A 26789-nucleotide genomic window follows, 5' to 3' on the forward strand; every position below is an offset into this window, starting at 1 on the left:
TGAAGGCGCGCATTGCGGTTGCCACACCGGCCCACCCCCCCACCCGACCGCCCATTCAGGATATGCTTAGTGGGCGGTCGGGTGGGGGTGTGGGCCGGTGCGGACTCGCCGAAGGCGCACTAAATAAAGAACTTCCCCTCGATCATAGTCCGGCACGCCCCGGTCAGGATCACCCGGTCGCCGTCCAGCGTGCAGCCCAGCTGCCCGCCCCGCGCCGACGCCTGCTCCGCGCGTAATTGCGCCTTGCCCAGCCGCGCCGCCCAGAAGGGGGCGAGCAGGCCATGGGCAGAGCCGGTCACCGGATCTTCATCCACGCCGCCGCCCGGCACGAAAACACGGCTGCATATGTCCACATCGCTGTCATGATCCGCCGCCGCCGTGGCGATCAGCATGACGTCGCCCAGCCGCTTCAACGCCGCGAAATCGGGGCGCAGCGCGCGCACGGCATCGGCGTTGGGGAACAGGAACAGGCTATATCCGCCATCGCGCCAGTACGATTCGACCGGCGCGCCGCCCAGCCCTGCGGCCAAGTCCGGCAGCGCGCGTGGTGCCATATCCCAGGCAGGCAGCGACAGGGCATAGCCCGCGCCATCGCGGCGCACGGTCAGAATACCGGCATGGCGGGTGCGGAAGCGCACCGCATCCCCGGTCATCAACACATGAGCGCTCGCCAGCGTGGCGTGGCCGCATAATTGCACCTCTACCGTGGGGGTGAACCAGCGCAGCGCATAGTCGGCGTCGGGATCATCGGGCGTGGCCACGGTGAAGGCAGTTTCCGACAGGTTATTTTCCGCCGCGATGGCTTGCAGCGTCGCATCGTCCAGCCAGGCGTCGAGCGGCATCACGGCAGCGGGATTGCCGGTAAAGGGCGCGTCGGCAAAGGCATCGACCTGAGTGAAGGGCAGGATGGGCATGGGCATTTCCTTATGTCGCGCCTACTCAGATGCCGCGTCCGGTTGCCGCGCGACAGAGCCGACCTTGGGCGAGTGGCCCTGCACAGGGGGAGTTAGGATGAGCATATGCGCCGTTGCGCAGGCCCACCCCCTACCCCAGCAGCACCAGCGCGCTGCATACGGCAAAGCCCACCACGATGTTGAGCGGCACGCCGATCCGCACGAAATCGGCGAAGCGATAGTCGCCCGCCGCATAGACCAGAGCGTTGGTCTGATAACCGATCGGGGTGGCGAAACAGGCCGATGCGCCGATCATCAGCGCAACCACCAGCGGGCGCGGATCTACCCCCAATTGGTGCGCCAAGGCGATGGTGATGGGCGTCATCAGCGCCGCGACGGCATTGTTGCTGAGCAGTTCGGACAGGATCAGCGCGAAGAAATAGATGACGAACACCAGCGACCATGCCGGCGCGCTTTGCAGCAACGGCTTGACCCAGCCGACCATCAGCCCGACACTGCCCGCCTGCTCCAGCGCCAGGCCCACGGCCAGCATCGCGAAGATCAGGATCAGCACGTCGCCGTCGATCGCGCCCCATGCTTCTTCCGGGTCGATGCAGCGGGTGATGAGGATCAGGCCGACCGCAATGAACGCGGCCAGCCCGATGCCGATCACGTCCAGCGCCGACAGCAGCACTACGCCCGCCATGGCGACCATGGCGATCCACGCCTTGTTCCGGCGGAACGCGCGGGCGCGGCTGATGTCCACGCCGATCAGATGGGGATTGTCGCGCAATGAGCGCATCGCGTCGTCCCCGCCCGCGATCAGCAGCCGGTCCGCGCCGCGCACCCGCGCTTCGGCCAGCGCCGGGCCGGGCAAATGGCGCGACCGGTTGATGCCGATGATCCGCACCCGCAAGTCTTGCAGGAAGGGGACGTCGCGCAACCGTTCACCAATGGACGGGTGGTTGGGCGCGACCATCGCCTCGATCACCGTGCCGTCCTGCGCCGACGTCGTCAGGTCTGCGGCGATGCCCAGATCGAACGCGCCGGATTCGCGCAACGTCATGATCGCCGTGCCATCGGCCCGCACGACCAGCCGGTCGCCCGCCCGCAATTCTTCGTCCGCAATATCACGCCGCCGGATTTCCGCACCGCGCTTCAGCCCGATCAGCACCACCGACCGGCCGAACAGCCCCAGCGAACCAATTTCCCGCCCGATCAGGTCGCTGTCCTGCGGCACGGCCAGTTCGGTCAGATATTCCTGCACATTGCCGCCATCCTCGCCGCTGATCGCGGGGGGATCGCTGGGCAGCAGGAAGGACAGGCACAACAGCGCGACGATACCCGCCGCGCCCCCGGCAGCGCCGTAAATGGTGATGTCGAAAATGCCGAAAGGGACCATGCCCTGTTCGGCCGCTATCCCCGACACGATCAGGTTGGTCGATGTCCCCACCAGCGTCAGGCAGCCGCCCAGCACGGCCAGGACGTTCATCGGGATCAGCAATTTCTTGACGGGGTAGCCCGTCACCTGTGCCAGTTTGAACAGGATCGGGATCAGCAGCACGACGACCGGCGTGTTATTGAGAAACGCCGACACCACGAATGCGCCCAGCATGACTTCCGCCAGCGCCAGCCGGGGATGTTTTTGCGCGCGTTCCATGATCTTGTCGGCGACGCGGTTGATGACGCCGGTGCGAATGAGCGCGCCCGACAGCACGAACATCGCCCCCACCGTCAGCGGCGCGCCGTTGGAAAAGACGGAGAACAACGCTTTTTCGTCCAGCATCCCCAGCAGCGCATAGGCGCACGCCCCGACCACCGCGATGACCGTGGGCGAATAGCGTTCGCGCACGAAGGCGACGAACATCGCGGCCAATATGATCAGCCCGATTTCCGCGCGATAAATGCCCAGCAATGCGGTGATGAAATGCATCTGTTCTTCCCCCCGGATCGCGTCGTCGCATGTTCCGCCGGAGGAGAAACGAAAGGGGCCAGCCATGGTTGCATGGCTGGCCCGTATCGCGGCGGTAAGGGGACGTTTTAACCGTTAATCCGCGCAATGCGTGGTGACGCTCCCCATGGCTTACGCTCTGCCGCTTGCCCATCAAGTGGACGATGACGTGATGCTATCCTAAACGCAGCGAGCCGTCTTGCAGCTTTATTTCGGTTCGGCTCGTCCTTCACCGCATTGGGCGCGGTGGAGCAGTTTCTGGTCGGCCAGCACCAGCGCCATCATCGCTTCGACCACCGGCACGCCGCGAATCCCGACGCAGGGGTCATGCCGCCCCTTGGTGATGATGTCCGACGCTGCGCCGTCACGGGTGACGGTTTCGACCGGGATCAGGATGGAGCTGGTCGGCTTGAACGCGACGCGGACCTTGACCGGCTGCCCGGTCGAAATGCCGCCTGCTATGCCGCCAGCATGGTTGGCCAGAAATGTCGGCCCATCCGCACCGGGGCGCATCGGGTCGGCATTATCTTCGCCGCGCAGGCTGGCGGCGGCAAAGCCATCGCCGATTTCCACGCCCTTGACTGCGTTGATGCTCATCATCGCGCTCGCCAGTTCGCTGTCCAGCTTGGCATAGAGCGGTGCGCCCCAGCCCGCCGGAACGCCGCTGGCGATACATTCCACCACCGCGCCAAGCGAGGAGCCGTCGCGCCGCGCGCCATCGACCAGCGCTTCCCAGCGGACGGCAGCTTGTGCATCGGGGCAGAAAAACGGGTTCTGGCCGATCTGGGCAGGATCGAAATTGGCATAGTCGATCGCGTCGCCACCGATGGCGCTGACATAGGCGAAGATGTCGACTTCTTCGATCACGGCCCGCGCCACTGCCCCCGCCGCGACCCGGCTGGCCGTTTCGCGCGCCGACGATCGCCCGCCGCCGCGATAGTCGCGAAAGCCATATTTGGCGTCATAGGCATAGTCGGCATGGCCGGGGCGATAGGCTTTGGCGACTTCGGAATAATCCTTCGACCGCTGGTCGGTATTTTCGATCATCAGGCTGATCGGCGTGCCGGTGGTGCGCCCTTCGAACACGCCCGACAGGATGCGCACTTCGTCCGCTTCCCGCCGCTGGGTGGTGAATTTCGACGTGCCGGGTTTGCGCAGGTCCAGCCAGGGCTGAATGTCGCTTTCGTTCAAGGGCAGCCCCGGCGGGCAGCCATCCACCACCGCGCCGATCGCGGGACCATGGCTTTCGCCCCAAGTGGTGAAGCGAAAGACGCGACCGAATGTGTTGAAGCTCATTCTGCTGCTTCGCTATCCCAATCTGAACCAAAGCGCTCCGCCATATAGCGTGCGCTGCCGAAACGACCAGCCAGCAAACCTTCCACCGTCAGGTCGGCATCCAGCGCTGCCCAATGTAGTCCGAACCCGGCCCCTGCAATTTCGACCGCCTCAAGCTGTTCCGGGCTGGCATGTTCCAGCCCCTGAGCCAATGTAGGAGGGAAGGCAAAGGTGGCGCCACTGACCAGATCGATCACGATCCGGCCCGTATCCCGATCATAGCGGGCTGCGCGCGCGCGCGGTTTGATGGCAAGGTCATGCTCGCCGCGCCGGACAGCGTCGTCAAACTGTGCCTGGGTCAATTCACCCATGAATGCCGTTCCACCTTTCGATCAGATAGTCGTGCTTTTGTCGCACGATTTGCAAAGCGCGTCGACTCTCACGCAAGTCCGCACCGACGATTCGCACCACTTCGGGCTGACCATCCCGTCCCATCAGCGCGATTTTGGTTTCGCCATTCCCGAATATATGGACATGGGGCGGCGGATGGTCGTCGGTGTAGATCATGACGCGAAGATGCCCCGCGCGCAGAACCGTCGGCACGTCCCTTATTTGTCCAGCGCGATGTCCGGCGCGTCTTCGGCCTTCATGCCGATGACGTTATAGCCTGCGTCGACATGATGGATTTCGCCGGTCACGCCCGATGCCAGATCCGACAGCAGGTAAAGCCCCGCGCCGCCGACATCCTCGATCGTCACATTGCGGCGGAGCGGCGAATTCAGTTCATTCCATTTAAGGATGTAGCGGAAATCGCCGATGCCGCTGGCCGCCAGCGTCTTGATCGGTCCGGCGGAAATGGCGTTGACGCGGATATTTTCGGGGCCAAGGTCCATCGCCAGATATTTGACGGAGCTTTCCAGTGCCGCCTTGGCCACGCCCATGACGTTATAATGGGGAATGACCTTTTCCGCGCCATAATAGCTGAGCGTCAGGATGCTGCCGCCATTGGGCATCAGCGCGCGGGCGCGGCGGGTGACTGCCACAAAACTGTAAACGGATACGTTCATAGTCAGCAGGAAGTTGTCGAGGCTGGTGTCGACATAGAGGCCACGCAGTTCATTCTTGTCGGAAAAGCCGATCGCGTGGACAACGAAGTCGAGACCGCCCCAGCGCGCTTCGATTTCCGCGAAGGCTGCGTCGAGCTTGTCCATGTCGGTCACGTCGCAGTCGATCAGGAAGTCGGAGCCGACTTGTTCGGCGAGCGGCCGCACCCGCTTGGCCAGCGCTTCGCCCTGATAGGCGAAGGCGAGTTCCGCGCCCTGTTCGTGCAGGGACTTGGCAATGCCCCAGGCCAGCGACTTGTCGTTGGCCAACCCCATGATGAGGCCGCGTTTTCCTGCCATCAAGCCGCTCATATCGTCGTTCCGTTCCCTTGGGTCACCGCCGCTGCGTCCAGTTCCTCTTGCGGGAATTCCGCCAGCGCCGCATTCAATTCGGCGCCAATTACCACGCCAAGCCCGACGAGAAAGAAAAAAATGAGCGTGATCATCACCCCGGCCAGACTGCCATAGGTGCGGTCATAGCCGCCCAGCAGCGAAAGCGTGGGCGGCAGCAGCCAGGTGGTGGCATACCACCAGAGCGAGGTGGCCAGCGCGCCGGGCCATTTGGGAAAGCGCCGGTCCTTGTAGGCGGACGGGGTGAGCGAGGCATAAAGCGACCAGAGCGCCAGGCACAATATCGCCATCGGCACCAATTTGGTCAGCGTCAGGATGCGAATGACATCGTCGGCGAAGGGAAATAGGCGCAGGACGATCTGTTCCGCGCCGGTCAGCACGATCTGAAGCGAGAAAGCGAACATCACCGCCAGCACGCTGACCAGAGTGATGCCGATGGCGGCCAGGCGATAATGCCAGAACCCGCGCGAGCTTTTGGTGCCATAGGCGCGGCGCAATATGTCGCGGATCGTTTCGATCAGGCTGCCCACGGTCCACAGGCCGACCAGCGCGCCCAGCCAGAGCAGCGAGCCGGTGCGCGCGTGCAACACGTCGATGATCGGTTGGCGCACCACTTCGGCCACGCCGCGCGGCATGTTGGCCAGAAACACATTTACCGCGTTCAGCCCGTCCTGCGTGCTGCCCAATACCGACGCGACGGCCGCTGCGACGATGAAGAAGGGGAACAGGGTGATGAGCGAGAGATAGGCCAGATTGCCCGCGTGAATGAAGCCGTCGCTATAGGCACCCACCAGCACGCGCCGGACGATTTCGAGCGTGCGGGCCGTGGGCCGGACCCGCTCCATCTGGGCGCGGGCATGGGCCTTCAAACGATGGCGGCGCTGTTCGGGGGATTGGGGCGAGGGTTGCATCGACCCGATAACGCCTCAGACCCCCAGATGGGCGCGAACGGGCCGACTGTCCTGCCAGCTTTCGACCAGCGCAAGAATCGCCGGGTCATCGGCAGGCACGTCGATCTGGAGCGTCACCAGTTGATCGCCGCGTGCGCCGCCCTTGCCGGTAAAGCCCTTGCCGCGCAGGCGCAGCGTCTTGCCCGACATCGCCCCCGTCGGCACGCCCAGCATCACTGCGCCATCGACGGTCGGCACCTTGACCTTGCCGCCCTTGACCGCTTCGTCCAGCGTGATCGGCAGGTCGAGCAGCACATTGTCGCCGTCGCGGGTGAAGAAGGCATGGGGGCGTATCTCGATCGTGACGATGGCGTCGCCTGCCCCGCCCGGTCCCGGCTGCCCCTTGCCCGACAGGCGCATCTGCGTGCCGTTTTCCACCCCGGCGGGCAGTTTCAGGTCGATCGTCTTGCCATCCTGCAAGGTAATCCGCTGGGGCGCGAGGATCGCGGCATCGGCGAACGGCACGGCCAGACGATAAGCGACGTTCGCGCCCTTTTGCGGCGGGCTTTGTCGTCCAAAACCGCCAAAGCCGCCGCCACCGCCCGCGCGGCGACCCGCGCCGCCGAACAGGCCTTCGAAAATATCGCCAAAGTCGCCGCCGCCGGAATCGAATCCGCCGCCGCCCGGCTGACCACGAAAGCCCCCCGGACCACCGCCGCCAAAGCCGAAGGGGGCTGCCGGATTGCCATCGCCGTCAATCTCGCCCCGGTCGAACCGGGCGCGCTTGTCCTTGTCCGACAGCAGGTCATAAGCATTAGTGACGGCGGAAAATTTCTCCGCCGCCGTGGGGTTGTCCCGATTCTTGTCGGGATGCAGTTCCTTGGCCAGCTTGCGATAGGCCGACTTGATCTCCGCCTCGCTGGCGCTGCGTTGTACGCCCAAAATGGAATAGGGATCGGCCATCATTCTACCTGTTGCACAAAAGCATCATAGCGCGACTATGTGGCCGAGGTTGCGCCGACATTCAAGTCAGGGATGTGCGTTGCCGGTCGGCCGGTCGGGACCGATCCCTGCCAAAGGCCCATATCGACAGCATCATGCCCGCGCCGTAAGAGAGCGGCATGACCGATCCCTTTGCCCTGTTCGACGACTGGTATGGCCAAGCCCGCCAGAGCGAAATCAACGATAGCAACGCGATGGCGCTGGCCACGGCGGATGCGGACGGGCGTCCGTCGGTCCGCATGGTGCTGCTGAAAGGCCATGGGCCGGACGGTTTCATATTCTATACCAATTTCGAGGGGCGCAAGGCGGGCGAGCTGATCGCCAATCCCCATGCCGCTTTGCTGTTCCACTGGAAATCCATGCGGCGGCAGATCCGTATCGAAGGCCCGGTCGGCCCGGTGGACGATGCCACGGCCGACGCCTATTTCGCCACGCGCGGGCGCGACAGCCAGTTGGGCGCTTGGGCGTCGGACCAGTCCCGCCCCCTGCCCGACCGGCAGACGTTCATGGACCGATATGACGCGATGGCCGCGCGCTTTGCCGACGGGCCGGTGCCGCGTCCACCGCACTGGTCGGGTTTTTGCGTGACGCCGCACCGCATCGAATATTGGCAGGATCGCGAGCATCGGCTGCATGAACGGCGGGTTTTCACGCGGTCGGGCGATGGCTGGAGCGAAGGGCTGCTTTACCCCTGAGCGTTTGTCTCGAAATTCGCCTTTGGCGCATCCGCACCAGCCCACACCCCCACCCGACCTCCCATTCAGGATACAGTCTGTGGGCAGTCGGGTGGGGGTGAGGGCCGGTGCTGCAACCGAAATGCTCGCCTTCGCGTATTTCGAGACAGACTCCAAGCGCCGCAATCTGCCCCATTTCGGACGGAGCGAGGCGCGGAAAGCGGCGCGTCGTTCGTCTATCCCCATGCAGCCTGGCGCGCACCGATTGCGGGTGACCCATGCGCCTGTTAGGTAATAGCCTGACAGAAGTAAAAGATGGCGCGGGCCGACCCCGCCCGGCCTAGAGGGACATAATGCGCAATAGACTGACGGCCTACATCCTGACCGGCATGGTCCTGGGGGTGATCGTGGGCTTCGCGGCCAATTTGTGGGTCGGCGGAGACGAGACGCTGGCCAAACAGGTCGCGGGCTATTTCCATCTGCTGGCCGACATCTTCCTGCACCTCATAAAGATGATCATCGCGCCGCTGGTCTTTTCCACGCTGGTCGCGGGCATCGCGCATATGGGCGACAGCGCGGCGCTGGGGCGGATCGGCGGGCGGGCGCTGGCCTGGTTCGTCATCGCCAGCCTGATCTCGCTGACGCTGGGCCTCATCTTCGTCAATTTCTTCCAGCCCGGCGCTGGGCTGAACCTTGTTCGCTCAGGCGTCGAATCGGGCGTCAACACCGAAGCGCTCAATTTCCGCGACTTCATCCTGCATGTCTTTCCGACATCCATGGTCGGGGCGATGGCGGAAAATTCGATCCTTCAGATCGTCGTATTCTCCCTGTTCGTGGGCGTCGCGCTGACCGCGATCGGCGACAAGGGCAAGCCGATCGTCACGGTCATCGAATCGATGGTCGAATTGATGTTGCAGGTGACAGGCTATGTCATGCGGGTCGCGCCCTTTGCCGTGTTCGGGGCGCTGGCGTCAGTCGTGACGACCGAAGGGCTGGGCGTGCTGGTCACGTTCGGCCAGTTGATCGGGGAATTCTACCTGGCGCTGGGGGCGCTGTGGATCCTGCTGTTCGCGGCTGGCTCCATTTTCCTGGGCAAACGGATGTTCAAGCTGGTTCGCTATGTTCGCGAACCGTTGCTGATCGCCTTTTCCACGGCTTCTTCCGAAGCGGCCTACCCCAAGATGCTGGAGCAGCTGGACCGTTTCGGCGTGCCGCGCCGGATCTACAGCTTCGTGCTGCCGCTGGGCTATAGTTTCAACCTTGACGGGTCGATGATGTATTCGACCTTCGCCACCATCTTCATCGCGCAGGCCTATGGCATCGACCTGCCGATCGCGACGCAGATCACCATATTGCTGGTGCTGATGGTGACCAGCAAGGGCATCGCCGCCGTGCCGCGCGCGAGCCTGGTGGTTGTTGCCGCGACGCTGGGCCAGTTCGACTTGCCGGTCGAGGGGGTCGCCTTCATCCTGGCGGTGGATCATTTCATGGACATGGGCCGCACCGCCACCAACGTGCTGGGCAATGCCATCGCTACGTCGGTCATCACCAAATGGGAAGGGATGCTGGAAGTCGAGGAGGCCGTCGACGTGCCGCATCCCAAGGCACCGGCGCATGGCCCGGCGCATGGCCGCGCGGGGCTGGAACTGGCGTCGGATATGACGGATGGCGACCGCAAGGGGTAAGGTTCCCGCAGCATCCTGCCCTTGCAGGGGGGGTGGCTATCGCATATGACCTTTTCTTATCCCTACAAAGTCATCCTGAATTTATTTCAGGATCCATCATGCCCAAAAAGCCGCCGTTCGCGACGAGAAATGGATGCTGAAACAAGTTCAGCATGACGATTAAAAGTAGAACAATTTCATATGCGATAGCCCTGCCTTGCAGGGGGAGGATTCTAAGCCGACTTCACCACAGCACGCCCTTGACCGGCTGAACCGGGGACGGTGCAGGGTCGCCGATGGACTGGAGCAGGTCGATTTCGATCGTGCGGCACATGGCGTTGAGCGACACGTCGTGAACGCTGTTGGCGAACGGATCGACCAGATCGTCACCGATGCGCAGGACGGCCAGGAACATGAGGCCCGCGACGGTCGAGCCAAGCGGCGTCGCCAGCCCCAGCGTTTCGACCAGCCCGATTGGCAGCAGCACGCAGAACATGTGCGTGAACAGGGTCGGCAGGAAGCGATATTGATTGGGCAGCGGCGTGTTCTTGAGCCGCTCCATGCCGCCCTGCGCATTGGCGATGTCGACCAGCACGGCTTCCATCTGCGCCTGCTGGATCGTGTCGATCCACCCTTCGCGCCGGGCGATGTCGATCCGCCGCCCGGTGCTGTCGAGCAGGCCGTTGGCCGGGTTGGTGCGGGCCAGCGCATGTTGCTTGTCCCGTTCCAGCAGAAATCCGGTGACAGCGTCGTCGATCGGCAGGCGGCGCAACTGGCAGCGCAGCGCGTTGACATAGGCGATCTGGCGCTTGACGATTTCGCGCTTGATGTCGCGGGCGTCGGGATCCGGCAGGAAGTTGCGGGTGGCGCGCGCCAGGCTGCGCGAGGCGTTGATCATCGCGCCCCACAGCACGCGCCCTTCCCACCAGCGCTGATAGGCCGAATTGGAACGGAAGCCCAGAAACAGCGCCAGCGCCGAACCGAAGATGGTCAGCGGCAGCGATGGCGCCTTGAAGGGCAGCACATAATAAGTGATCGTGACGACGCAGTCCCACACGAACAGGGCCGTCAGCGGCCGCCACACTTCGGCAGCGATCTGGCGCAGGCTGGGGACGGGTTCGACGATCATGGGCTTCTCCGAAAGGTAACGACCCCGCCAACGCAGGCCCGGCGCAAAGGCTCCACCGATGCTATAGCGAAACGACCGGCGCGGCCATGACGCAACTTGTGCGCAGGGCGGGTCGGCAGGGTCGACCGGCTGCTGGACATGCGCCACGCCGCGCGTAACGTGACCGGCGAGCGCGGCGGGCGAGGAGGCGGGCATATGGGCATGACACGGGCAGGTGCGGGAATCGTGGCGCTGGTCGCACTGGCGGGGCTGGTGGTGCAGTTTGCCGCGACGCTGGCGCAGACCGGATCGGTCGTGGAGACGGTGTGGACGCTGCTGCGCTTCTTTACCGTGCTGGCCAATATGCTGGTGGCGATGGCGTTTGGCGCAGTGGCGCTGGGCGGGGCGATCCGTCCGCGCCGGTTGGCGGGCGTGGTGCTGGCGATCCTGCTGGTCGGGATCGTCTATGGGCTGTTGTTGAACGGGCTGCTGGACCTGAGTGGTGGGGCGTTGCTGGCCGACACATTGCTGCACAAGGTGACGCCGGTGCTGGCGCCTTTGTGGTGGATCGGCTTTGCGCCACGCGGGCAGCTAGGCTGGCGCGACCCGTGGCGGTGGGCGCTGTTTCCCGCGCTCTATCTGCCCTATGCGTTGCTGCGCGGGGTGGCGGAGGGCCGCTATGCCTATCCGTTCATCAATGTGGCAAAGCTGGGCATCGGCCCGGTGCTGGTCAACGCCGCGCTGATTGCGGTGAGCTTCGTCGCGGCGGGCCATGCGCTGGTCTGGATCGACCGGCGCATGGCGCGGCGCGGTTAGCGCAATTTGGCGATGTTCAGGCCATCATCCTTGGCGCGGGCCTTGGTCGATTCCTCGGTCCGGGTCAGCGCCTTGGCAATGGATTTAAGGCCCATGCCCTTCTTGGCCAGCGTGTGCAGCTTCTGGATCTCATCCTGAGTCCAAGCTTGCTTGTGCCGTTCGAATTTTTCCTGCGCCATCACATTTCCTTTGGAAAGACCGCACCGGCCCGCTCCCGAACGGTTCAGGCCATGCCTGAACCCGACACAATCAATCCGCGAACGGATCGCGGACCAGGATGGTGTCCTCGCGTTCCGGGCTGGTGGAGACGAGGGTGACGGGGCAGCCGATCAGTTCTTCGATCCGGCGGATATATTTGATTGCCTGCGCCGGGAGTTCGGCCCAGCTGCGGGCGCCCGCCGTGGTTTCGTGCCAGCCTTCGATCGTTTCGTAGATCGGCTGTGCCTTGGCCTGATCCTGCGCATGGGCGGGCAGATAATCGTAGGTCTGGTCGCCGATCGTGTAGCCGACGCAGATGTTGAGCGTGTCGAACCCGTCCAGCACGTCCAGCTTGGTCAGCGCGATGCCGGTGACGCCCGATACCGCGATCGATTGACGCACCAGCACCGCGTCGAACCAGCCGCAGCGGCGCTTGCGCCCGGTGACGGTGCCAAATTCATGGCCGCGCTCGCCCAGCCGCTGGCCGGTGGCATCCTCCAGTTCGGTGGGGAACGGGCCGGAGCCGACGCGGGTGGTGTAAGCCTTGACGATGCCCAGCACGAAGCCCGCCGCATTGGGACCAAGGCCGGTGCCGCTGGCCGCCGTGCCAGCGACGGTGTTGGAGGAGGTGACGAAGGGATAGGTGCCATGGTCGATGTCGAGCAGGGTGCCCTGCGCCCCTTCGAACAAAATGCGCTTGCCCGCTGCCTTGGCGCGGTTGAGCGTCAGCCAGACCGGCTTGACGAAGGGCAGGATGAAACTGGCGATTTCGGTGAGTTCCGCCATCAGCGCGGCGCGGTCGATCGGCGGTTCGCCGAAACCGGCGCGCAAGGCGTCGTGATGGGCGGTCAGGCGGTCGATCTGAAGGTCGAGATCGTCGAGGTGGAACAGGTCGCACACGCGGATGGCGCGGCGGCCGACCTTATCCTCATAGGCCGGGCCGATGCCGCGCCGGGTGGTGCCGATCTTGCCCGCGCCGCTTGCATCTTCGCGCAGGCCGTCGAGGTCGCGGTGGAAGGGCAGGATGAGCGGGCAGGTTTCGGCGATCTGGAGATTGTCGGGGGTGATCGACACGCCCTGCCCTGTCAGCTTGGCCACTTCGTCGCGGAAATGCCACGGGTCCAGCACCACGCCATTGCCAATGACCGACAATGTGCCACGCACGATGCCTGAGGGAAGCAGCGAGAGTTTATAGACTTTTTCGCCGACGACGAGGGTGTGGCCGGCATTGTGGCCGCCCTGGAAGCGGGCGACGACATCGGCCCGTTCGGACAGCCAGTCGACGATCTTGCCCTTGCCTTCGTCGCCCCACTGAGCGCCGATCACGGTAACATTTGCCATGGATATAGTCCTTCGCCCCGCCGCGCGAACCGGACATGCCCTTCGACGGGACTCGACATGCCGGCGGGATAGGGTGGACACGGTGCGCCCTGTGCGAGCGGCGGTTAGCCGGGCGGGACCGGCGCGTCAAGACATGGTGGGCGCGGTAACATGGACAGCAAGATGGACATAGAGTCGCGATTTGCGCGCGTGAGGGGGCAAAATCCTATTTTTTGCGACAGTGGACCCTGCGCAAAATTCCAGAATAGCTGTTTTATATCAATATGTTATTCGATTATCGCGCGGACATGGCTTTTGGCCGCGACGGGCCACTGTAACGCGCGTTGTAGTTTTTCGTGCAAAAAGCGCGGTTCAGTAGGCGCGCGGTTCGTCGCCGTCGAGCCAGTGGGTGCAGCGTTGGGCGACGCCATCTTCCCCTGCCCCAAGCGCCGCGACGGTGTGCCAGCCTTCGGCGCGCAGCATGGCGGCGCGGGCGGGGTCGGCGGTCAGTGGCACGAACAGGCGGCGGGGGGTTTCCGCGCCGAAGCCTGCGTCGATCAGCGGGTCGGGATAGAGCGAGAAGCCCATGGCCGGTTCGTCCTGCCCGTCGGCGCGGCGAATGGCATAGCTGCCGCCGCGCCCGATTTCGCCGATGAACCCTTCGGCAAAGATCGAGAAGCCGAACCAGTTCTGATATTCGAAACCATGCCGTTCGGTGGGGTCGAGCGTCAGGGTGATGTCCCAGCCGATCGGCTTTGCGATGGCGCGCAGGCCCGCGATGCGGCTGTCGATCGCGCCGCCAAGCTGGGCGTTGAAGGCTTCGAGCCGGTCCATCGCGGCGTGAAAAGGCCCGGTCGCTTCGATCAGGGGGAGATAAGCCGCCGCTTGCGGGCCGAGGGCGACGAGCGCGCCGGCATCCTTGGCGTCCAGTTCGGTGCGGACGGATTCGACCTCATGTGACGCCAGCGGCAACGGCCCGGCGGCGAGCATGTCGATCAGGTCGGGCAGCGTGAAGTCGATGGTGAGACCCGTGACGCCCGCTGCCTGCAACGCTTCGATCGCGACATTGACTATTTCGACCGCCGCGGCGACGCTGTCCGTGCCGATCAGTTCGGCCCCGACCTGCAATTTTTCGCGTTCGGGGCGCAGCTGGTTGGCTTTCAGGCGAATCACTGGCCCGGCATAGGAGAGGCGCAGGGGGCGCGGGGCGGCGGCAAGGCGGGTGGCGGCGATGCGCCCGACCTGCGCCGTCATGTCCGGGCGCAGCGCCAGGCTGCGTTGCGAGACGGGATCGACGGCGCGGACCAGATCCTGCGCGCGCATGGATTTGAGGCGCTGGGTCAGCGTATCCTCAAACTCCGCGAGCGGGGGCATGACTCGTTCATAACCATGCGTCGCCACCGTATCAAGGACGCGGCGCGCAAGCCGGGCGGAGGCTTCGGCCTGCGGCGGCAGGCGGTCGGACAATCCTTCGGGAAGAAGGCCGGGCGGGATCATGGTCATCCTTTACTCCCTCTCCCCTTGGGGAGAGGGCTGGGGAGAGGGGGAAACGCGCAATGCTTCGGCAATCACGCTCAGCACGCCCTCCACATTCCCCGTCACATCATGATTGGCAAAACGGATCACGCGATACCCCAGCGATTCCAGAAACTCGGTTCGCCGGGCGTCATAGCGATCTTTGGCGGAATGTGTATCCCCATCGACTTCGATGATGAGGCGCGCGGCCTTTGCGGCGAAATCGACGATGTAAGGCGCGACGATCGTCTGGCGCGTCAATTGCCGGTTTTCGAAGCGGTTGGCGCGCAGCGCGAGCCAGAGTTTCTGTTCGGCGGGGGTGGGGTTGGCGCGCATATGTTTGGCGCGCTGTTTGAGCGTTGGGTCTAGCCGCATGGTTGCTCCCCCTCTCCCAACCCTCTCCCCAGTGGGGAGAGGGCTTTACAGGCTTACGCGAAGCGGAGCAGTTTCACCGTCTTCACGCCGGTCAGGTTGCAGATTTCCCAGCGGAGCGGTTCGGTGACGGTGCCGTCGACGGAGAGGAGGAGGACCGCTTCGCCGCCCTGGTTGCGGCGGCCAAGGTGGAAGGTGCCGACATTGACGTCGGCTTCGCCCAGCGTGGACCCCAGGCGACCGATGAAGCCGGGCGCGTCCTGGTTGACGATGTAGAGCATGGTGCCGTCCAGATCGGCCTCCACCTTGATGCCGAACAGTTCGACAAGGCGCGGGCTGGCCGCGCCGAACAGCGTGCCTGCGACCGATTTGTCGCCATTTTCGGTGGTGACGGTGACGCGCACCAGCGTCTGGTAATCGCCTTCGCGGTCGTGGCGCACTTCGCGCACGTCGAGGCCGCGTTCCTTGGCGAGGAAGGGGGCGTTGACCATGTTCACCGTGTCCGAATAGACGCGCATCAGGCCCGCCAGAACGGCAGCGGTGATGGGCTTCTGGTTCAGTTCGGCGGCATGGCCTTCGACTTCGACGGCTACGCCGGTGATCGCGTCGCCTTCAAGCTGGCCGATCAGGCTGCCGAGCTTTTCGGCGATCGCCATATAGGGCTTGAGCTTGGGGGCTTCTTCGGCGGACAGGCTGGGGACGTTGAGCGCATTGGTGATGCCGCCGTCGAGCAGATAGTCGGACAGCTGGTCGGCGACCTGGAGCGCGACATTGACCTGCGCTTCGTCGGTCGATGCGCCCAGATGCGGGGTGCAGATGAAGTTGGGAGTGCCGAACAGCGGCGAATCCTTGGCCGGTTCGGTCTGGAACACGTCGAGCGCGGCGCCCGCCACCTGGCCCGAATCGAGCGCGTCCTTGAGCGCGGCTTCGTCGATCAGGCCGCCACGCGCACAGTTGACGATGCGCACGCCTTTCTTGGTCTTGGCCAGATTTTCGCGGCTGAGGATATTGCGGGTCTGGTCGGTCAGCGGCGTGTGCAGCGTGATGAAGTCGGCCTTGGCCAGCAGCGTGTCGAGATCCGCCTTTTCCACGCCCATTTCGATGGCGCGTTCGGGGGTCAGGAAGGGGTCGAACGCGACGACCTTCATCTTGAGGCCCAGCGCGCGGCTGGCGACGATGGAGCCGATATTGCCCGCGCCGATCAGGCCCAGCGTCTTGCCAGTGACTTCCACGCCCATGAAGCCGTTTTTGGGCCACAGACCCTGCTGGGTTTCGGCATTCGCCTGCGGAATTTGGCGCGCGAGGGCGAACATCAAGGCGATGGCATGTTCGGCGGTGGTGATGGAGTTGCCGAACGGGGTGTTCATGACGATCACGCCCTTGGCCGAGGCATAGGGGATGTCGACATTATCGACGCCGATGCCCGCGCGACCAATGACCTTGAGGTTGGTGGCGGCGTCGAGGATCGCCTTGGTCACCTTGGTCGAGGAACGGATGGCCAGGCCGTCATAGTCGCCGATGATGGCGATCAGTTCTTCGGGGGTCTTGCCGGTGACGACGTCGACTTCGACGCCGCGTTCACGGAAGATCGCAGCGGCGCGGGGGTCCATTTTGTCGCTGATAAGAACTTTTGGCATGACGAATTGCCTTTCTGTGCAATTCGTCATCCTGACGCAGGTCAGGATCTCAGGAGGCTATGCTTGTGCCTGGAGGCCTGAGATCCCAGCCTTCGCTGGGATGACGGGTAGTGATGGGGAAGAAAGTTCAGGCGGCCTTCACGGTCGCATAGGCCCAGTCGAGCCAGGGGCCGAGCGCTTCGATATCGGCGGTGTCGACGGTCGCGCCGCACCAGATGCGCAGGCCAGCAGGGGCATCGCGATAGCCCGCGATGTCGAGCGCCGCGCCTTCCTTTTCGAGCAGGGCGGCGAACGCCTTGATAAAGGCTTCATCGGCACCCGCGACGGTCAGGCAGACGCTGGTTTTCGAGCGGGTGGCTTCATCGACCGCGAGATGGCCGAGCCAGTCGCGGTCGGCGACGATCTTGTCGAGCGCGGCGGCGTTGGCGTCCGAACGGGCGATGAGGCCTGCCGCGCCGCCGATCGACTTGCCCCATTCCAGCGCGAAGATGGCGTCTTCGACCGCCAGCATGGAGGGGGTGTTGATCGTTTCGCCCTTGAACACGCCTTCGGCCAGCTTGCCCTTCGACACCAGGCGGAAAACCTTGGGCAGGGGCCAGGCGGGGGTGTAGGTTTCGAGGCGCTCGACCGCGCGGGGACCAAGGATCAGCACGCCATGGCCGCCCTCGCCGCCCAGCACCTTCTGCCAGGAGAAGGTGGCGACGTCGATCTTCGCCCAGTCGATGTCATAGGCGAACACCGCGCTGGTCGCGTCGGCGAAGGTCAGGCCTTCGCGATCCGCCGGGATGAAATCGGCGTTGGGGACGCGCACGCCCGACGTGGTGCCGTTCCAGGTGAACAGCACGTCGTTGCTGAAATCGACGGTGGTGAGGTCGGGCAACTGGCCATAGTCGGCGCGGATGACGGTGGGGTCGAGCTTCAACTGCTTGGCCGCGTCGGTCACCCAGCCTTCGCCGAAGCTTTCCCAGGCGATCGTGGTGACGGGGCGCGCGCCCAGCATCGTCCACATCGCCATTTCGAACGCGCCGGTGTCGGAACCCGGCACGATGCCGATGCGGTGGGTGTCGGGCAGGTTCAGCAATTCGCGCATCAGGTCGATGCTGTACTGAAGGCGAGTCTTGCCGATCTTGGAACGGTGCGAGCGGCCGAGCGAGTCGGTGGCAAGCGCAGCAGCGCTCCAGCCGGGAGGCTTGGCGCAGGGACCGGACGAGAAAAAGGGACGGGCCGGAAGAGTTGCGGGCTTTACGGCAGGCGCAACGGTGGCATCAACGGCAGTCAAATCAGTCATGTAGCTTCTCCTTACAGAGAGCAGCGCGGCGTTGGGACCGCGTGGCCCGCTGGCTCCACTAAAGCGTTCAGCGGGCCTGTCAAGGATGTTGCGAAAATGGGACGAGCCGTTGCCGCTGTTAACCATGCGCAAGATTTGCCCTGTTAGGATGCGTCCCCTTGGCAAAGCGGGCGATGGACATGGTGATGTTTCGCAGCGTGGCGATGGCCGCGTTGATGGCGATGATGGTGAGTGCGTGCGCCGGCGACCTGGTGCCACGCGGACGGGTGGCGCGCGCGTCGAAGCCGGTGCGGGCTGCGCCCATTCCCACCGTCGATACGCGGCAATGTTTCGCGAAATTGCAGGCGCAATCGGTCGCCTTCACCCCCCTGCCCGACCGGACGTTCGGTGGCGGGTGCAGCGCGCTGAACAGCGTGAAGCTGCTCGACATCGGCGTGCCAGCGACCAATTTGGGGGCGATGACCTGCACATTGGCGGCGAATTTCGCGGCCTGGGCGCGCTATGGCGTGCAGCCTGCGGCGCGGGCGGTGCTGGGCGCGGAAATCGTGCGGATCGACACGTTCGGCACCTATAATTGCCGCCCGATCGCAGGCAGCGCGAAATTGTCCGAACATGCCCATAGCAATGCGATCGACATTGCCGCCTTCGTACTGGACGACGGGCGCAGGATTACGGTGGAACAGGGGTGGAGCGGCGACCGCAAGACGCAGCAATTCCTGAAAATCGTCCATGCCAGCGCGTGCAAGCGGTTCAACACCGTACTTAGCCCCGATTATAATGCGGCGCACCGCGACCATCTGCATTTCGACATGGGCGGCAAGGGGGGATTTTGTCGGTGAGGGCTGTTTGAAAAATGCGCGAAAGAGCGCATTTTTAGCCGCACCGGCCCTCTCCCCCACCCGGCCACCCACAGAATATCCTGAATGGGAGGCCGGGTGGGGGAGAGGGCCGGTGCGGCGCGAATATGCGAAAGCATATTCGTCAATCATCCAAAGCCTTGGCAATGTCGTCCGCGCCCCTTAAATCATTGCGATGACGAAAAAAGAGATTGAGGAACGCAAGTTCCGTCCGGCCCGGCAAGAGGCCGACGACGCCCGCAAGACTGTCGGCACCCCGCAAACCCGCAGCGCGGCCTATCGGCTGGCCTTTCAGGATACCGAATTCCTGTTGCGGGAAGATTTGCGCCCGGTGCGGTTCCAGCTGGAATTGCTCAAGCCCCAATTGCTGATGGACGAGGCGCAGATCGAGTCGACCTTCGTTTTCTATGGGTCAGCGCGGATTCCCGAGCCGGAACAGGCGCAGGCGCGAATCGACGCCGCGACCACGCCGCAGCAGCGCAAGATCGCCGAAAATCTGGCGGCCAAGGCGGTCTATTATGACGAAGCGCGGGCGCTGGCGCGGATTGCAGCGCAATATCCGGTGAATGCGGAAGGCGGCCGCCATTTCGTGGTCTGTTCGGGCGGTGGTCCGTCGATCATGGAAGCGGCCAATCGCGGCGCGATCGACGTCGGGCAGACGACGATCGGCATGAACATCGTGCTGCCGCACGAACAGGCACCCAACCGATTCGTGACGCCGGAACTCTCGTTCCAGTTCCATTATTTCGCGCTGCGCAAGATGCACTTCCTGCTGCGCGCGCGGGCACTGGCCGTGTTTCCCGGCGGGTTCGGCACGTTCGACGAGATGTTCGAATTGCTGACGCTGATCCAGACCGGCAAGATGAAACCCATCCCTATCCTGCTGTTCGGCAAGGATTTCTGGAACAAGGTGGTCGATTTCGAGGCGCTGGCCGACGAGGGCGTGATTTCGCACGCTGACCTCAACCTGTTGACCTGGGTGGAGACGGCGGAGGACGCCTGGCAGGCGGTGCAGGCTTTCTATCATGACAGCGAGCCGCTGGGCTGTTGAGGGTGGCGGCCCCCTCTTCCAACTTCGCCTAACCGGCTATGCCGGTAAGGCTGCGTATCCTTCTCCCCGGCGGGGAGAAGGTTTAGAGGCCTTGCCCTTCAACCCTTAGCGGATTAGGGCGCGGCCATGCTTGGCGACCTGGATCATGTCGACACCTGGATCTTCGATCTGGACAATACGCTCTACCCGGCGAAGGCGGACCTGTTCGCGTTGATCGACGTGAAGATGGGCGAGTTTATTCAGGGGTTGCTGGGGTGCGACCCGGTGATCGCTCGCGAAACGCAGAAGCGCTATTTCATGGAGCATGGCACGACATTGTCGGGGCTGATGCACCATCATGGCATCGAGCCGCACGCTTTCCTTGATTATGTCCATGATATTTCGATGGATCGGCTGGAGGTCGATACCGAATTGAACGCGCTGATCGCGACGCTGCCGGGGCGGCGGCTGATCTTTACCAATGGCGATGCGGCCTATGCCGGGCGGGTGCTGGACAGGTTGGGATTGGGCGACATGTTCGAGCTGATCCACGACATCCACGCCTGCCAATATATCCCCAAGCCCGATCCGTCGGGCTATGATGAATTATGCCGGGTGCATGATGTCGACCCGACCCGCGCGGCATTTTTCGAGGATATGGCGCGCAATTTGCGGCCCGCCAAGGCGATCGGCATGGCGACCATCTGGGTCAATAATGGATCCGAAGCGGGCAATCACGACCATCATCCCGATTTCATCGATTTCGAAACCGACCATCTACGGCCTTTTCTGGCCCGCATCCTTGGGGACAATGCATGACCGACCTGCAAAGCACGATCGACGCCGCCTGGGAGGACCGGGCCAATGTGAGCCTGAACACCCAAGGGGCCGTGCGCGATGCAGTGAACGCGGCATTGGCGCTGCTGGACAGCGGCAAGGGGCGCGTGGCCGAGCCGGTGGACGGCGGGTGGCAGGTCAATCAGTGGCTCAAGAAAGCCGTGCTGCTCTCGTTCCGGCTCAATGACAATGCGCTGATCGAAAACGGGCCGGGCGGCGGTTTCTGGTGGGACAAGGTGCCGAGCAAGTTCGCCGGATGGGGCGAGGCGGAATTCCGTGCCGCCGGTTTCCGCGCGGTGCCGGGAGCGTTCGCGCGGGCGGGCGCCCATATCGCGAAGAATGCGATTTTGATGCCCAGCTTCGTCAATATCGGCGCGTTCGTCGATGAAGGCACGATGGTCGACGCCTGGGTCACGGTGGGCAGCTGCGCCCAGATCGGCAAGAATGTCCACCTGTCGGGAGGTGTCGGCATTGGCGGCGTGCTGGAACCGTTGCAGGCCGACCCGGTGATCATCGAGGATGACTGCTTCATCGGCGCGCGGTCCGAAGTGGTGGAAGGCGTGCGCATCGGCAAGGGTTCGGTCCTGTCGATGGGCGTGTTCATTGGCCAGTCGACCAAGATCATCGACCGGGCGACCGGCGAAATCTTCATGGGCGAAGTCCCGCCCTATTCGGTGATCGTGCCGGGCAGCCTGCCGGGCAAGCCATTGCCCGACGGCACGCCGGGGCCGAGCCTCTATTGCGCGGTGATCGTCAAGCGGGTGGACGCACAGACGCGGTCCAAGACCGGGATCAACGAGTTGCTGCGGGATTGATTCGCACGGGGGGTGTCGCGCCCACGAAAGGGTGACACCCCTCCACCACCCGCTATGCGGGCGGTCCCCCTCCCCTTGCAGGGGAGGATTTTCCCTGTGCCTGCCCCCATGTCCGGTTTGTTGCAGTCGTGCGTCGCGGGTGTCGCATGGTGAAATTCGGTCGCGACAATGGTTGCGCATGTCTTCGTTCGGGTCTGTCGAACGGAGAATATCATGGGACGTGCCTGGTTCGTTCATCGGGACATGCCGCCGCAGCCGTTGCGTCCGGCGCAGCGTGTCTGCTTCTTCTTCAATGCGCAGATCCACCAACTGCTCCATGCGTTGCCGATCGCCATCGCACTGTCGCGCGACCCGGCATTCGCCATCGACGTGATGGCGGCGGCGCAGGGTGCGGGGCCGATCCGGTTTGTGCGCTGCGGCGGGCGCTGGCTGGACGGGCTGGCCCGGCTGAACGGCGGAGCGACGCCGCCCAAGCTGGCGGTGTTGCTGGCCGCGCGGCGGCAGTTGCGCGATTATGACGCGATCGTCGTGCCGGAACGCACGTCCCTGCTGCTCAAGCGGCTGGGCCTGAGCAAAGCGAAGTTCGTCCATACCTGCCATGGCGCGGGCGACCGGGCAGTGGGATATGACAAGCGGATCGCGCAGTTCGATTTCGTGCTGCTGGCAGGCGAAAAGCAGCGGCAGCGGATGCTGGCCGAAGGGCTGATCCGCGAGGGTCATTATGCCATTGCGGGCTATAGCAAGTTCGACCTGACCGCGCGGCGCAGCGGCGGTCGTAGCCTGTTTGCCAACGACCGGCCGGTCATCCTCTACAACCCGCATTTTTCCGACAAGCTGTCGTCCTGGCCAACGATGGGGGAAGCGATCATCCGGCAGTTCGCGCGGGACGACCGGTTCAACCTGATCGTCGCGCCGCACATCCGCCTGTTCGACAACCGGCGCAAGCGCGCGGCGATGGAGGCGCGGCTGGCCGATCTGGCGCGCCTGCCCCATGTCCATATCGACCTGGGCAGCCGGGCCAGCGTGGACATGCGCTATGTCCATATGGCGGCGCTTTATGTGGGGGACGTGTCGAGCCAGGTGTATGAATATCTGGCGCGGCCCCGCCCCTGCCTGTTCCTGAACGCCCATCGCGCCGCATGGCATGACGATCGCAGCTATGGCCATTGGCGCTATGGCCCGGTCCTGGATAGTTCGGTGCTGGACAGCGCAGACGGCATCGTCGGCGCGGCGGCGGACGCGATTGCCAGCCATGATGCCTATGCCGATGCGCAGCGGCAGGGCGTGGCGCATACGTTCGACGACGGCGCGATGCCCGCGTCGATGCGCGCGACGCAGGCGCTGGCCGCGTGGCTGGCGCGCACGCAGCCCCGTGCTGCCGTTACACCTGCACCCTATCGGGAGGTGCTGGCCCATGGTTGATCATGTCTGGATGGTGGCGCGCGTGGCGATGCCCGACGAAGGCGGGGTGCAGACCTATGTTCGCGAAGTGGCCCACGCCTATGCCGCGCAGGGGCGGCGGGTGACGCTGTTCGCCAAAAGCTCCGCCGGGCCGCGCCGGGAGCGCGCGGATGGGGTCGAACTGATCGACGTCGGCGCGGCGGCGATGTGGATCGTCTATTGGCGGCTGTTCCGGGCGATGTGGGGGGCTTGGCGCGCGGGGGACCGGCCCGATCTGATCCATGCCTGCACCTGGCGCGCGGGATTGCCCGCCTTGTTCTTTGCCCGCCCCATGATCGTGACGGTGCATGGCCGGGAAGTCGGGCGACCGCGCGGCATCGCGTTTGCGCTGCTGCGGCTGACGCTGGGCCGGGCGCAGCGGATCGTGGCGGTGAGCGATGTGACGCGCGCGCTGTTGCTGGACCGGCTGCCGGGGCTGGACGCGCGAACGGTGACGGCGTGGAACGGGGTAGTGATGCCGCCGGTGCGGGCGGCGACGCCCTTTACGCTGGGGCAAGGGCGCGCGCGGTTGCTGAGCGTGTGCCGGTTGGTGGCGCGCAAGAATATCGTCGCTGTAGTGCGGGCGCTGGCGGAGCGAGACGAAACGCTGCCGCTTAGCATCGTCGGGCGCGGGGTGGATGGCGTGCGGATACGCGGCGCAATTGCCCATGCCGGGCTGGAGGCGAGCGTGACGATGGCGGGTTATGTCAGCGCGCAGGCGCTGGCCGACCATTATGCCGCCGCCGATATTTTCGTGCATCCGCAGATGGCGCTGGAAGATGGCGCGGAAGTGGAAGGGTTCGGCCTGTCGGTCGCCGACGCCATGGCGCAGGGGATTGTGTGCATCGTCGGGCGCGATGGCGGCCCGGCCGAACTGGTGCGCGACGGCGTGACTGGCTTTGTCGTCGATGGCGGATCGGTCGACGCGATCCGGGGCGCTATCGACCTGCTGGCGCGCGACCCGGCGCTGTGCGCGCGTGTCGGCGAGCGCGCCCGTGCCTTTGCGCAGGCGCAGTTCAGTTGGGACCGGCATTGCCGACTGGCGCTGGGCGAGGCGGCGGCGGTCGCCGCGCCAGCCTTTGCACGGGCCGCCTGAGATGGGGGCGATCGTCCATATCGGCTATCATAAGACCGGCACGACCTGGTTTCAGGATATATTCTACCCCGCCGTGCGCAACCGGCCCTATCTGCCCCGCGCCACGGTGCGCGCGGCGTTTCTGGCAAGCGGGGCGCTGCATTTCGATGCGGCGCAGGCGCGGACAACATTGGGTTCGGCGTGCGACAATGCGCTGCTGTGCGAGGAAAATCTGACCGGCGGGCTGCATAATGGCGGGCTGGCGGGCAATTTGAGCAAGGATGTCGCGCAGCGCATCCATGCCGCTCTGCCCGATGCGCAGATCGTGATCTTCGTGCGCGATCCGGTGGCGGCGATTGCGTCGGCCTGGCTGCAATATGTCAAAGGTGGCGGCACGTTCGGGCTGCGCCGTTACCTGTTCGGGCGAGACAGGCTGAGCGCGGTCGCGCCGGAACGGGACGAGGCACCGGGATTTTGCCTGGAGCATTTCGACTATCACCGGCTGATCGCGCATTATGATGCGCTGTTCGGCGCGGGACGGGTGCATGTGTTCCGCTATGAGGATTTTCGCGCCGACCCGCGCGGTTTCGCGTCCGCCTATGCGGCGCGGTTCGGGCTGGAGGTGGACCTGAGCCAGATTGACTGGGGGGCGCGCAATCCATCGCTCAGCCGACCGTTGTTGGGCATGGCGCGGGCGATGAACCTGTTCACCCGCCGGGCGGTGGCGGACAAAGACTGGCTGGTGCATGTGCCGGGCTGGTATCGGTTGAGCCGCACCCTGTTGCGCTGGGCCAATGGGATGGGGCGATTTGGCCGACCGTTGCGCCCCGGCGACCTGATCGAGCCGGATCTGACGGCGTGGCTGCGCGCTCATTACGCGCCGGGCGCGCAGGCGTTGCACACGCGGCTGGCGTGGCAGGCGCGGCATGATAGCGTCAGCGTCCCGTCCAGTAGCGGGGGCGGGACGGTTATCCGCTGGCGGCAGCGTCCTTTGGGGCATGACGCCATCGCACAGACACCTGCTCATCGTCGATGACGACGCCCCGCTGCTCGAAGCACTGACGGCGCGATTTGCCTGTTACGGCTTTGCGGTGGAAGGCGCGTCCACGCCCGCGATGATGCGGACGCGGCTGGCCCAGGCGGAATGGGCGCTGGTGGTGCTGGAACCGCTGGTGCAGGCGCAGCCGGGCCATGGCTTGCTGCGCGAACTGGTGGAACGCGGGTTGCCGGTGATCGTCCATTCGCGCGCCGGGAGCGACGCGGAGCGGATCGCCGCGCTGGAAATGGGGGCGGAGGATTGCCTGGCCAAGCCCGCCCATCCGCGCGAATTGCTGGCGCGCATCCGCACGGCGTTGCGCGGGCGGACGGCGGACGTTGTGCCATCGCGGCGCGACAGCGTGCGGTTCGACGGGTGGCGCGTGGACCTGATGACCGGGCAGTTGTTCACCCCCACCGGGTCGGCCGTGCCTTTGTCCGATGGCGAGTTTCAATTGTTGCGAGTGTTCGTCGAACATCCCCGGCAGGTGCTGGACCGGGCGCGACTGCTCGACCGGGTCTATGGCGGGGCGAGCGATTATTTCGACCGTTCGATCGACGTGCAGCTATGCCGGTTGCGGCGCAAGCTGGCCGCGTTCGGCCTGAAAGGGCCAGTCATCCGCACGATCCGCAACGAAGGCTATATGTTCGTGCATTCTGTGTTGGGATAAGGCCGCACCGGCCCGCACCTTCCTATTCCAGCGCCAGCAGGGCGAAGGTCGCCAGCCAATGTTCGCCCATATAGTCGCCCGCGACATGGGGCAGGCTGGCGGCGATGTGGCGGTTTGCCGCATCATGGGCCAGCGGCGTGACGGGATCGCCCTGCCCCAGCTTTGCCGCGATTGCGCGCCAGCACCAGGCGCGGCTGAGATTGAGGCCGTCGAGATGGGCGATCTTGCCATCTGAGCGGTCCGACACGGTGGCGGGGGTGAACAGAGTGGCGGGTTCGCCCGCCGCCAAATGCGGCAGGAAGGCGTGGAACCAGTCGGCAAAGGGCTGGGGTTCCAGCAGGCGGCTCATCAGCAGCGCTTCGCACAGAGCGGGGGACAGAAATTCGTCGCCGCCCGGCTCCCACGCCTGACAGGCGCGGTCCTGCCCGAACCAGTCGAGCGCGCGGTCATGGATCAGGGCGACGAGGGCGGGATCGCGATCCTGCGCCCATTCCAGCGTCAGGGTGAGGGCAAAGGCGATGTTAAAATGCGTGCCGACCCGCAAGGGGTAAGTGAGCCGGGGCAGGAAGGCGTGGAAACGCGCGGCAAAGGCCAGTGCGAGCGGTTCGAGCGCGGCGGCCCATGGCGCATCGTGCTGGGCCGCTTCGCCATGCAGCGCAAGCAACCACGCCCAGCCATAGGGCCGTTCGAAGCCGCTGGCGGTCGGGCGGGCGAGGAAGGCGCGTTCGCCCGCCACCTTGTCCGGCACCAGCATTTCGTCGGCACGCGCGCGGATGGCGGCGGCCTGCGCCATGGTGGGGTAGAGGCGCAACAGGCGCAGCACCTGCCACCAGCCATGGACGCAGCTATGCCAGTCGAAGCTGCCGTGGAAGATCGGGTGATGATCGGCCGGTTCCCGCGCATCTTCCGGTCCGGCCAGCACCAGATCCATCTTATAAGGGTAGCGCCGCCCCAGATGGGAAAGGGTGAGGC

Annotated in this window: 27 protein-coding genes; 11 read left to right on the plus strand and 16 right to left on the minus strand. The window is 64.7% G+C overall.

Annotated elements, in window-relative coordinates; genetic code table 11:
• Window positions 1-119: 119 nt before the first annotated feature.
• From SPBM01_RS10835 to SPBM01_RS10870, 8 genes are all read right to left on the minus strand, one after another.
• Window positions 120-914 (minus strand): PhzF family phenazine biosynthesis protein, encoded by a 795-nt coding sequence (locus SPBM01_RS10835; protein WP_188061844.1) that lies wholly within the window; start codon window positions 912-914, stop codon window positions 120-122.
• Between the two features lie 130 nt (window positions 915-1044).
• Window positions 1045-2826, minus strand: a complete 1782-nt coding sequence (locus SPBM01_RS10840) for an SLC13 family permease (RefSeq protein WP_188065668.1) — start codon at window positions 2824-2826, stop codon at window positions 1045-1047.
• Between the two features lie 225 nt (window positions 2827-3051).
• Window positions 3052-4140 carry a chorismate synthase gene (gene aroC / locus SPBM01_RS10845; protein ID WP_188061845.1) on the minus strand — a complete coding sequence of 363 codons (1089 nt, stop codon included), beginning with the start codon at window positions 4138-4140 and terminating at the stop codon, window positions 3052-3054.
• Entirely contained in the window at window positions 4137-4490 is a 354-nt protein-coding gene (locus tag SPBM01_RS10850) for a DUF2442 domain-containing protein (RefSeq protein ID WP_188061846.1), read from the minus strand. The genes aroC and SPBM01_RS10850 overlap by 4 nt, the downstream gene beginning before the upstream one ends.
• A complete protein-coding gene (locus SPBM01_RS10855) occupies window positions 4483-4722 on the minus strand; it encodes a DUF4160 domain-containing protein (protein WP_188061847.1) in 240 nt (79 codons plus the stop codon). The genes SPBM01_RS10850 and SPBM01_RS10855 overlap by 8 nt, the downstream gene beginning before the upstream one ends.
• Before the next feature lie 5 nt (window positions 4723-4727).
• Window positions 4728-5534 (minus strand): enoyl-ACP reductase FabI, encoded by an 807-nt coding sequence (fabI, locus tag SPBM01_RS10860; RefSeq protein ID WP_188061848.1) that lies wholly within the window; start codon window positions 5532-5534, stop codon window positions 4728-4730.
• Window positions 5531-6418: a YihY/virulence factor BrkB family protein gene (locus SPBM01_RS10865; protein WP_262504427.1), complete on the minus strand. Its 888-nt coding sequence runs from the start codon at window positions 6416-6418 to the stop codon at window positions 5531-5533. The genes fabI and SPBM01_RS10865 overlap by 4 nt, the downstream gene beginning before the upstream one ends.
• An 81-nt stretch (window positions 6419-6499) precedes the next feature.
• Window positions 6500-7426: a DnaJ C-terminal domain-containing protein gene (locus SPBM01_RS10870; protein ID WP_188065669.1), complete on the minus strand. Its 927-nt coding sequence runs from the start codon at window positions 7424-7426 to the stop codon at window positions 6500-6502.
• 158 nt (window positions 7427-7584) lie between these two features.
• Here SPBM01_RS10870 and pdxH point away from each other — a divergent pair, with 158 nt between their 5' ends.
• Window positions 7585-8160: a pyridoxamine 5'-phosphate oxidase gene (gene pdxH, locus SPBM01_RS10875; protein ID WP_188061850.1), complete on the plus strand. Its 576-nt coding sequence runs from the start codon at window positions 7585-7587 to the stop codon at window positions 8158-8160.
• A gap of 332 nt (window positions 8161-8492) precedes the next feature.
• Window positions 8493-9824 carry a dicarboxylate/amino acid:cation symporter gene (locus SPBM01_RS10880; protein WP_188061851.1) on the plus strand — a complete coding sequence of 444 codons (1332 nt, stop codon included), beginning with the start codon at window positions 8493-8495 and terminating at the stop codon, window positions 9822-9824.
• Between the two features lie 223 nt (window positions 9825-10047).
• Here the strand turns inward: SPBM01_RS10880 and SPBM01_RS10885 are convergent, their stop codons facing one another.
• A complete protein-coding gene (locus tag SPBM01_RS10885) occupies window positions 10048-10932 on the minus strand; it encodes a bestrophin family protein (RefSeq protein ID WP_188065670.1) in 885 nt (294 codons plus the stop codon).
• Between the two features lie 195 nt (window positions 10933-11127).
• Here SPBM01_RS10885 and SPBM01_RS10890 point away from each other — a divergent pair, with 195 nt between their 5' ends.
• Window positions 11128-11727 (plus strand): Pr6Pr family membrane protein, encoded by a 600-nt coding sequence (locus SPBM01_RS10890; protein ID WP_262504131.1) that lies wholly within the window; start codon window positions 11128-11130, stop codon window positions 11725-11727.
• Here SPBM01_RS10890 and SPBM01_RS10895 read toward each other — a convergent pair.
• The 6 genes from SPBM01_RS10895 to SPBM01_RS10920 all read right to left on the minus strand — a co-directional run bounded on the left by SPBM01_RS10895 (window position 11724) and on the right by SPBM01_RS10920 (window position 18057).
• On the minus strand, window positions 11724-11906 hold the full coding sequence (locus SPBM01_RS10895) for a hypothetical protein (protein ID WP_188061852.1): 183 nt from the start codon (window positions 11904-11906) through the stop codon (window positions 11724-11726). The genes SPBM01_RS10890 and SPBM01_RS10895 overlap by 4 nt on opposite strands.
• A 70-nt stretch (window positions 11907-11976) precedes the next feature.
• On the minus strand, window positions 11977-13266 hold the full coding sequence (locus tag SPBM01_RS10900; protein WP_188061853.1) for an adenylosuccinate synthase: 1290 nt from the start codon (window positions 13264-13266) through the stop codon (window positions 11977-11979).
• Between the two features lie 351 nt (window positions 13267-13617).
• Window positions 13618-14748, minus strand: coding sequence for an ATP phosphoribosyltransferase regulatory subunit (locus SPBM01_RS10905; protein ID WP_188061854.1), 1131 nt, complete (start codon window positions 14746-14748; stop codon window positions 13618-13620).
• 3 nt (window positions 14749-14751) lie between these two features.
• The gene (locus tag SPBM01_RS10910) at window positions 14752-15135 is read right to left on the minus strand and encodes an endonuclease domain-containing protein (RefSeq protein WP_188061855.1); all 384 of its coding nucleotides are present in this window, start codon (window positions 15133-15135) and stop codon (window positions 14752-14754) included.
• A gap of 53 nt (window positions 15136-15188) precedes the next feature.
• On the minus strand, window positions 15189-16769 hold the full coding sequence (serA, locus tag SPBM01_RS10915; RefSeq protein WP_188061856.1) for a phosphoglycerate dehydrogenase: 1581 nt from the start codon (window positions 16767-16769) through the stop codon (window positions 15189-15191).
• A gap of 127 nt (window positions 16770-16896) precedes the next feature.
• Window positions 16897-18057, minus strand: coding sequence for a phosphoserine transaminase (locus SPBM01_RS10920; RefSeq protein ID WP_188061857.1), 1161 nt, complete (start codon window positions 18055-18057; stop codon window positions 16897-16899).
• 173 nt (window positions 18058-18230) lie between these two features.
• On the opposite strand from SPBM01_RS10920, the gene SPBM01_RS10925 reads away from it, so the two are divergent.
• The 8 genes from SPBM01_RS10925 (at window position 18231) to SPBM01_RS10960 (ending at window position 25817) form a co-directional block, all read left to right on the plus strand.
• Window positions 18231-18896, plus strand: a complete 666-nt coding sequence (locus SPBM01_RS10925) for an extensin family protein (RefSeq protein ID WP_188065672.1) — start codon at window positions 18231-18233, stop codon at window positions 18894-18896.
• Between the two features lie 193 nt (window positions 18897-19089).
• On the plus strand, window positions 19090-19965 hold the full coding sequence (locus SPBM01_RS10930) for an LOG family protein (protein WP_188061858.1): 876 nt from the start codon (window positions 19090-19092) through the stop codon (window positions 19963-19965).
• 126 nt (window positions 19966-20091) lie between these two features.
• Window positions 20092-20763 carry a pyrimidine 5'-nucleotidase gene (locus tag SPBM01_RS10935; RefSeq protein WP_188061859.1) on the plus strand — a complete coding sequence of 224 codons (672 nt, stop codon included), beginning with the start codon at window positions 20092-20094 and terminating at the stop codon, window positions 20761-20763.
• Entirely contained in the window at window positions 20760-21596 is an 837-nt protein-coding gene (dapD, locus tag SPBM01_RS10940) for a 2,3,4,5-tetrahydropyridine-2,6-dicarboxylate N-succinyltransferase (RefSeq protein ID WP_188061860.1), read from the plus strand. Before SPBM01_RS10935 ends, dapD begins: the two co-directional genes overlap by 4 nt.
• Window positions 21597-21809: 213 nt before the next feature.
• Window positions 21810-23018, plus strand: a complete 1209-nt coding sequence (locus SPBM01_RS10945; protein WP_262504132.1) for a glycosyl transferase — start codon at window positions 21810-21812, stop codon at window positions 23016-23018.
• Window positions 23011-24132 carry a glycosyltransferase family 4 protein gene (locus tag SPBM01_RS10950; protein ID WP_188061861.1) on the plus strand — a complete coding sequence of 374 codons (1122 nt, stop codon included), beginning with the start codon at window positions 23011-23013 and terminating at the stop codon, window positions 24130-24132. The genes SPBM01_RS10945 and SPBM01_RS10950 overlap by 8 nt, the downstream gene beginning before the upstream one ends.
• Before the next feature lies 1 nt (window position 24133).
• Window positions 24134-25147, plus strand: a complete 1014-nt coding sequence (locus SPBM01_RS10955; RefSeq protein WP_188061862.1) for a sulfotransferase family protein — start codon at window positions 24134-24136, stop codon at window positions 25145-25147.
• Window positions 25110-25817: a winged helix-turn-helix domain-containing protein gene (locus tag SPBM01_RS10960; RefSeq protein ID WP_188061863.1), complete on the plus strand. Its 708-nt coding sequence runs from the start codon at window positions 25110-25112 to the stop codon at window positions 25815-25817. Before SPBM01_RS10955 ends, SPBM01_RS10960 begins: the two co-directional genes overlap by 38 nt.
• A gap of 22 nt (window positions 25818-25839) precedes the next feature.
• Here SPBM01_RS10960 and SPBM01_RS10965 read toward each other — a convergent pair whose 3' ends face one another.
• On the minus strand, window positions 25840-26748 hold the full coding sequence (locus tag SPBM01_RS10965; protein ID WP_188061864.1) for a DUF2891 domain-containing protein: 909 nt from the start codon (window positions 26746-26748) through the stop codon (window positions 25840-25842).
• Window positions 26749-26789 lie beyond the last annotated feature (41 nt).

The organism is Sphingobium sp. KCTC 72723 (assembly GCF_014280435.1).
Classification (GTDB): domain Bacteria; phylum Pseudomonadota; class Alphaproteobacteria; order Sphingomonadales; family Sphingomonadaceae; genus Sphingobium.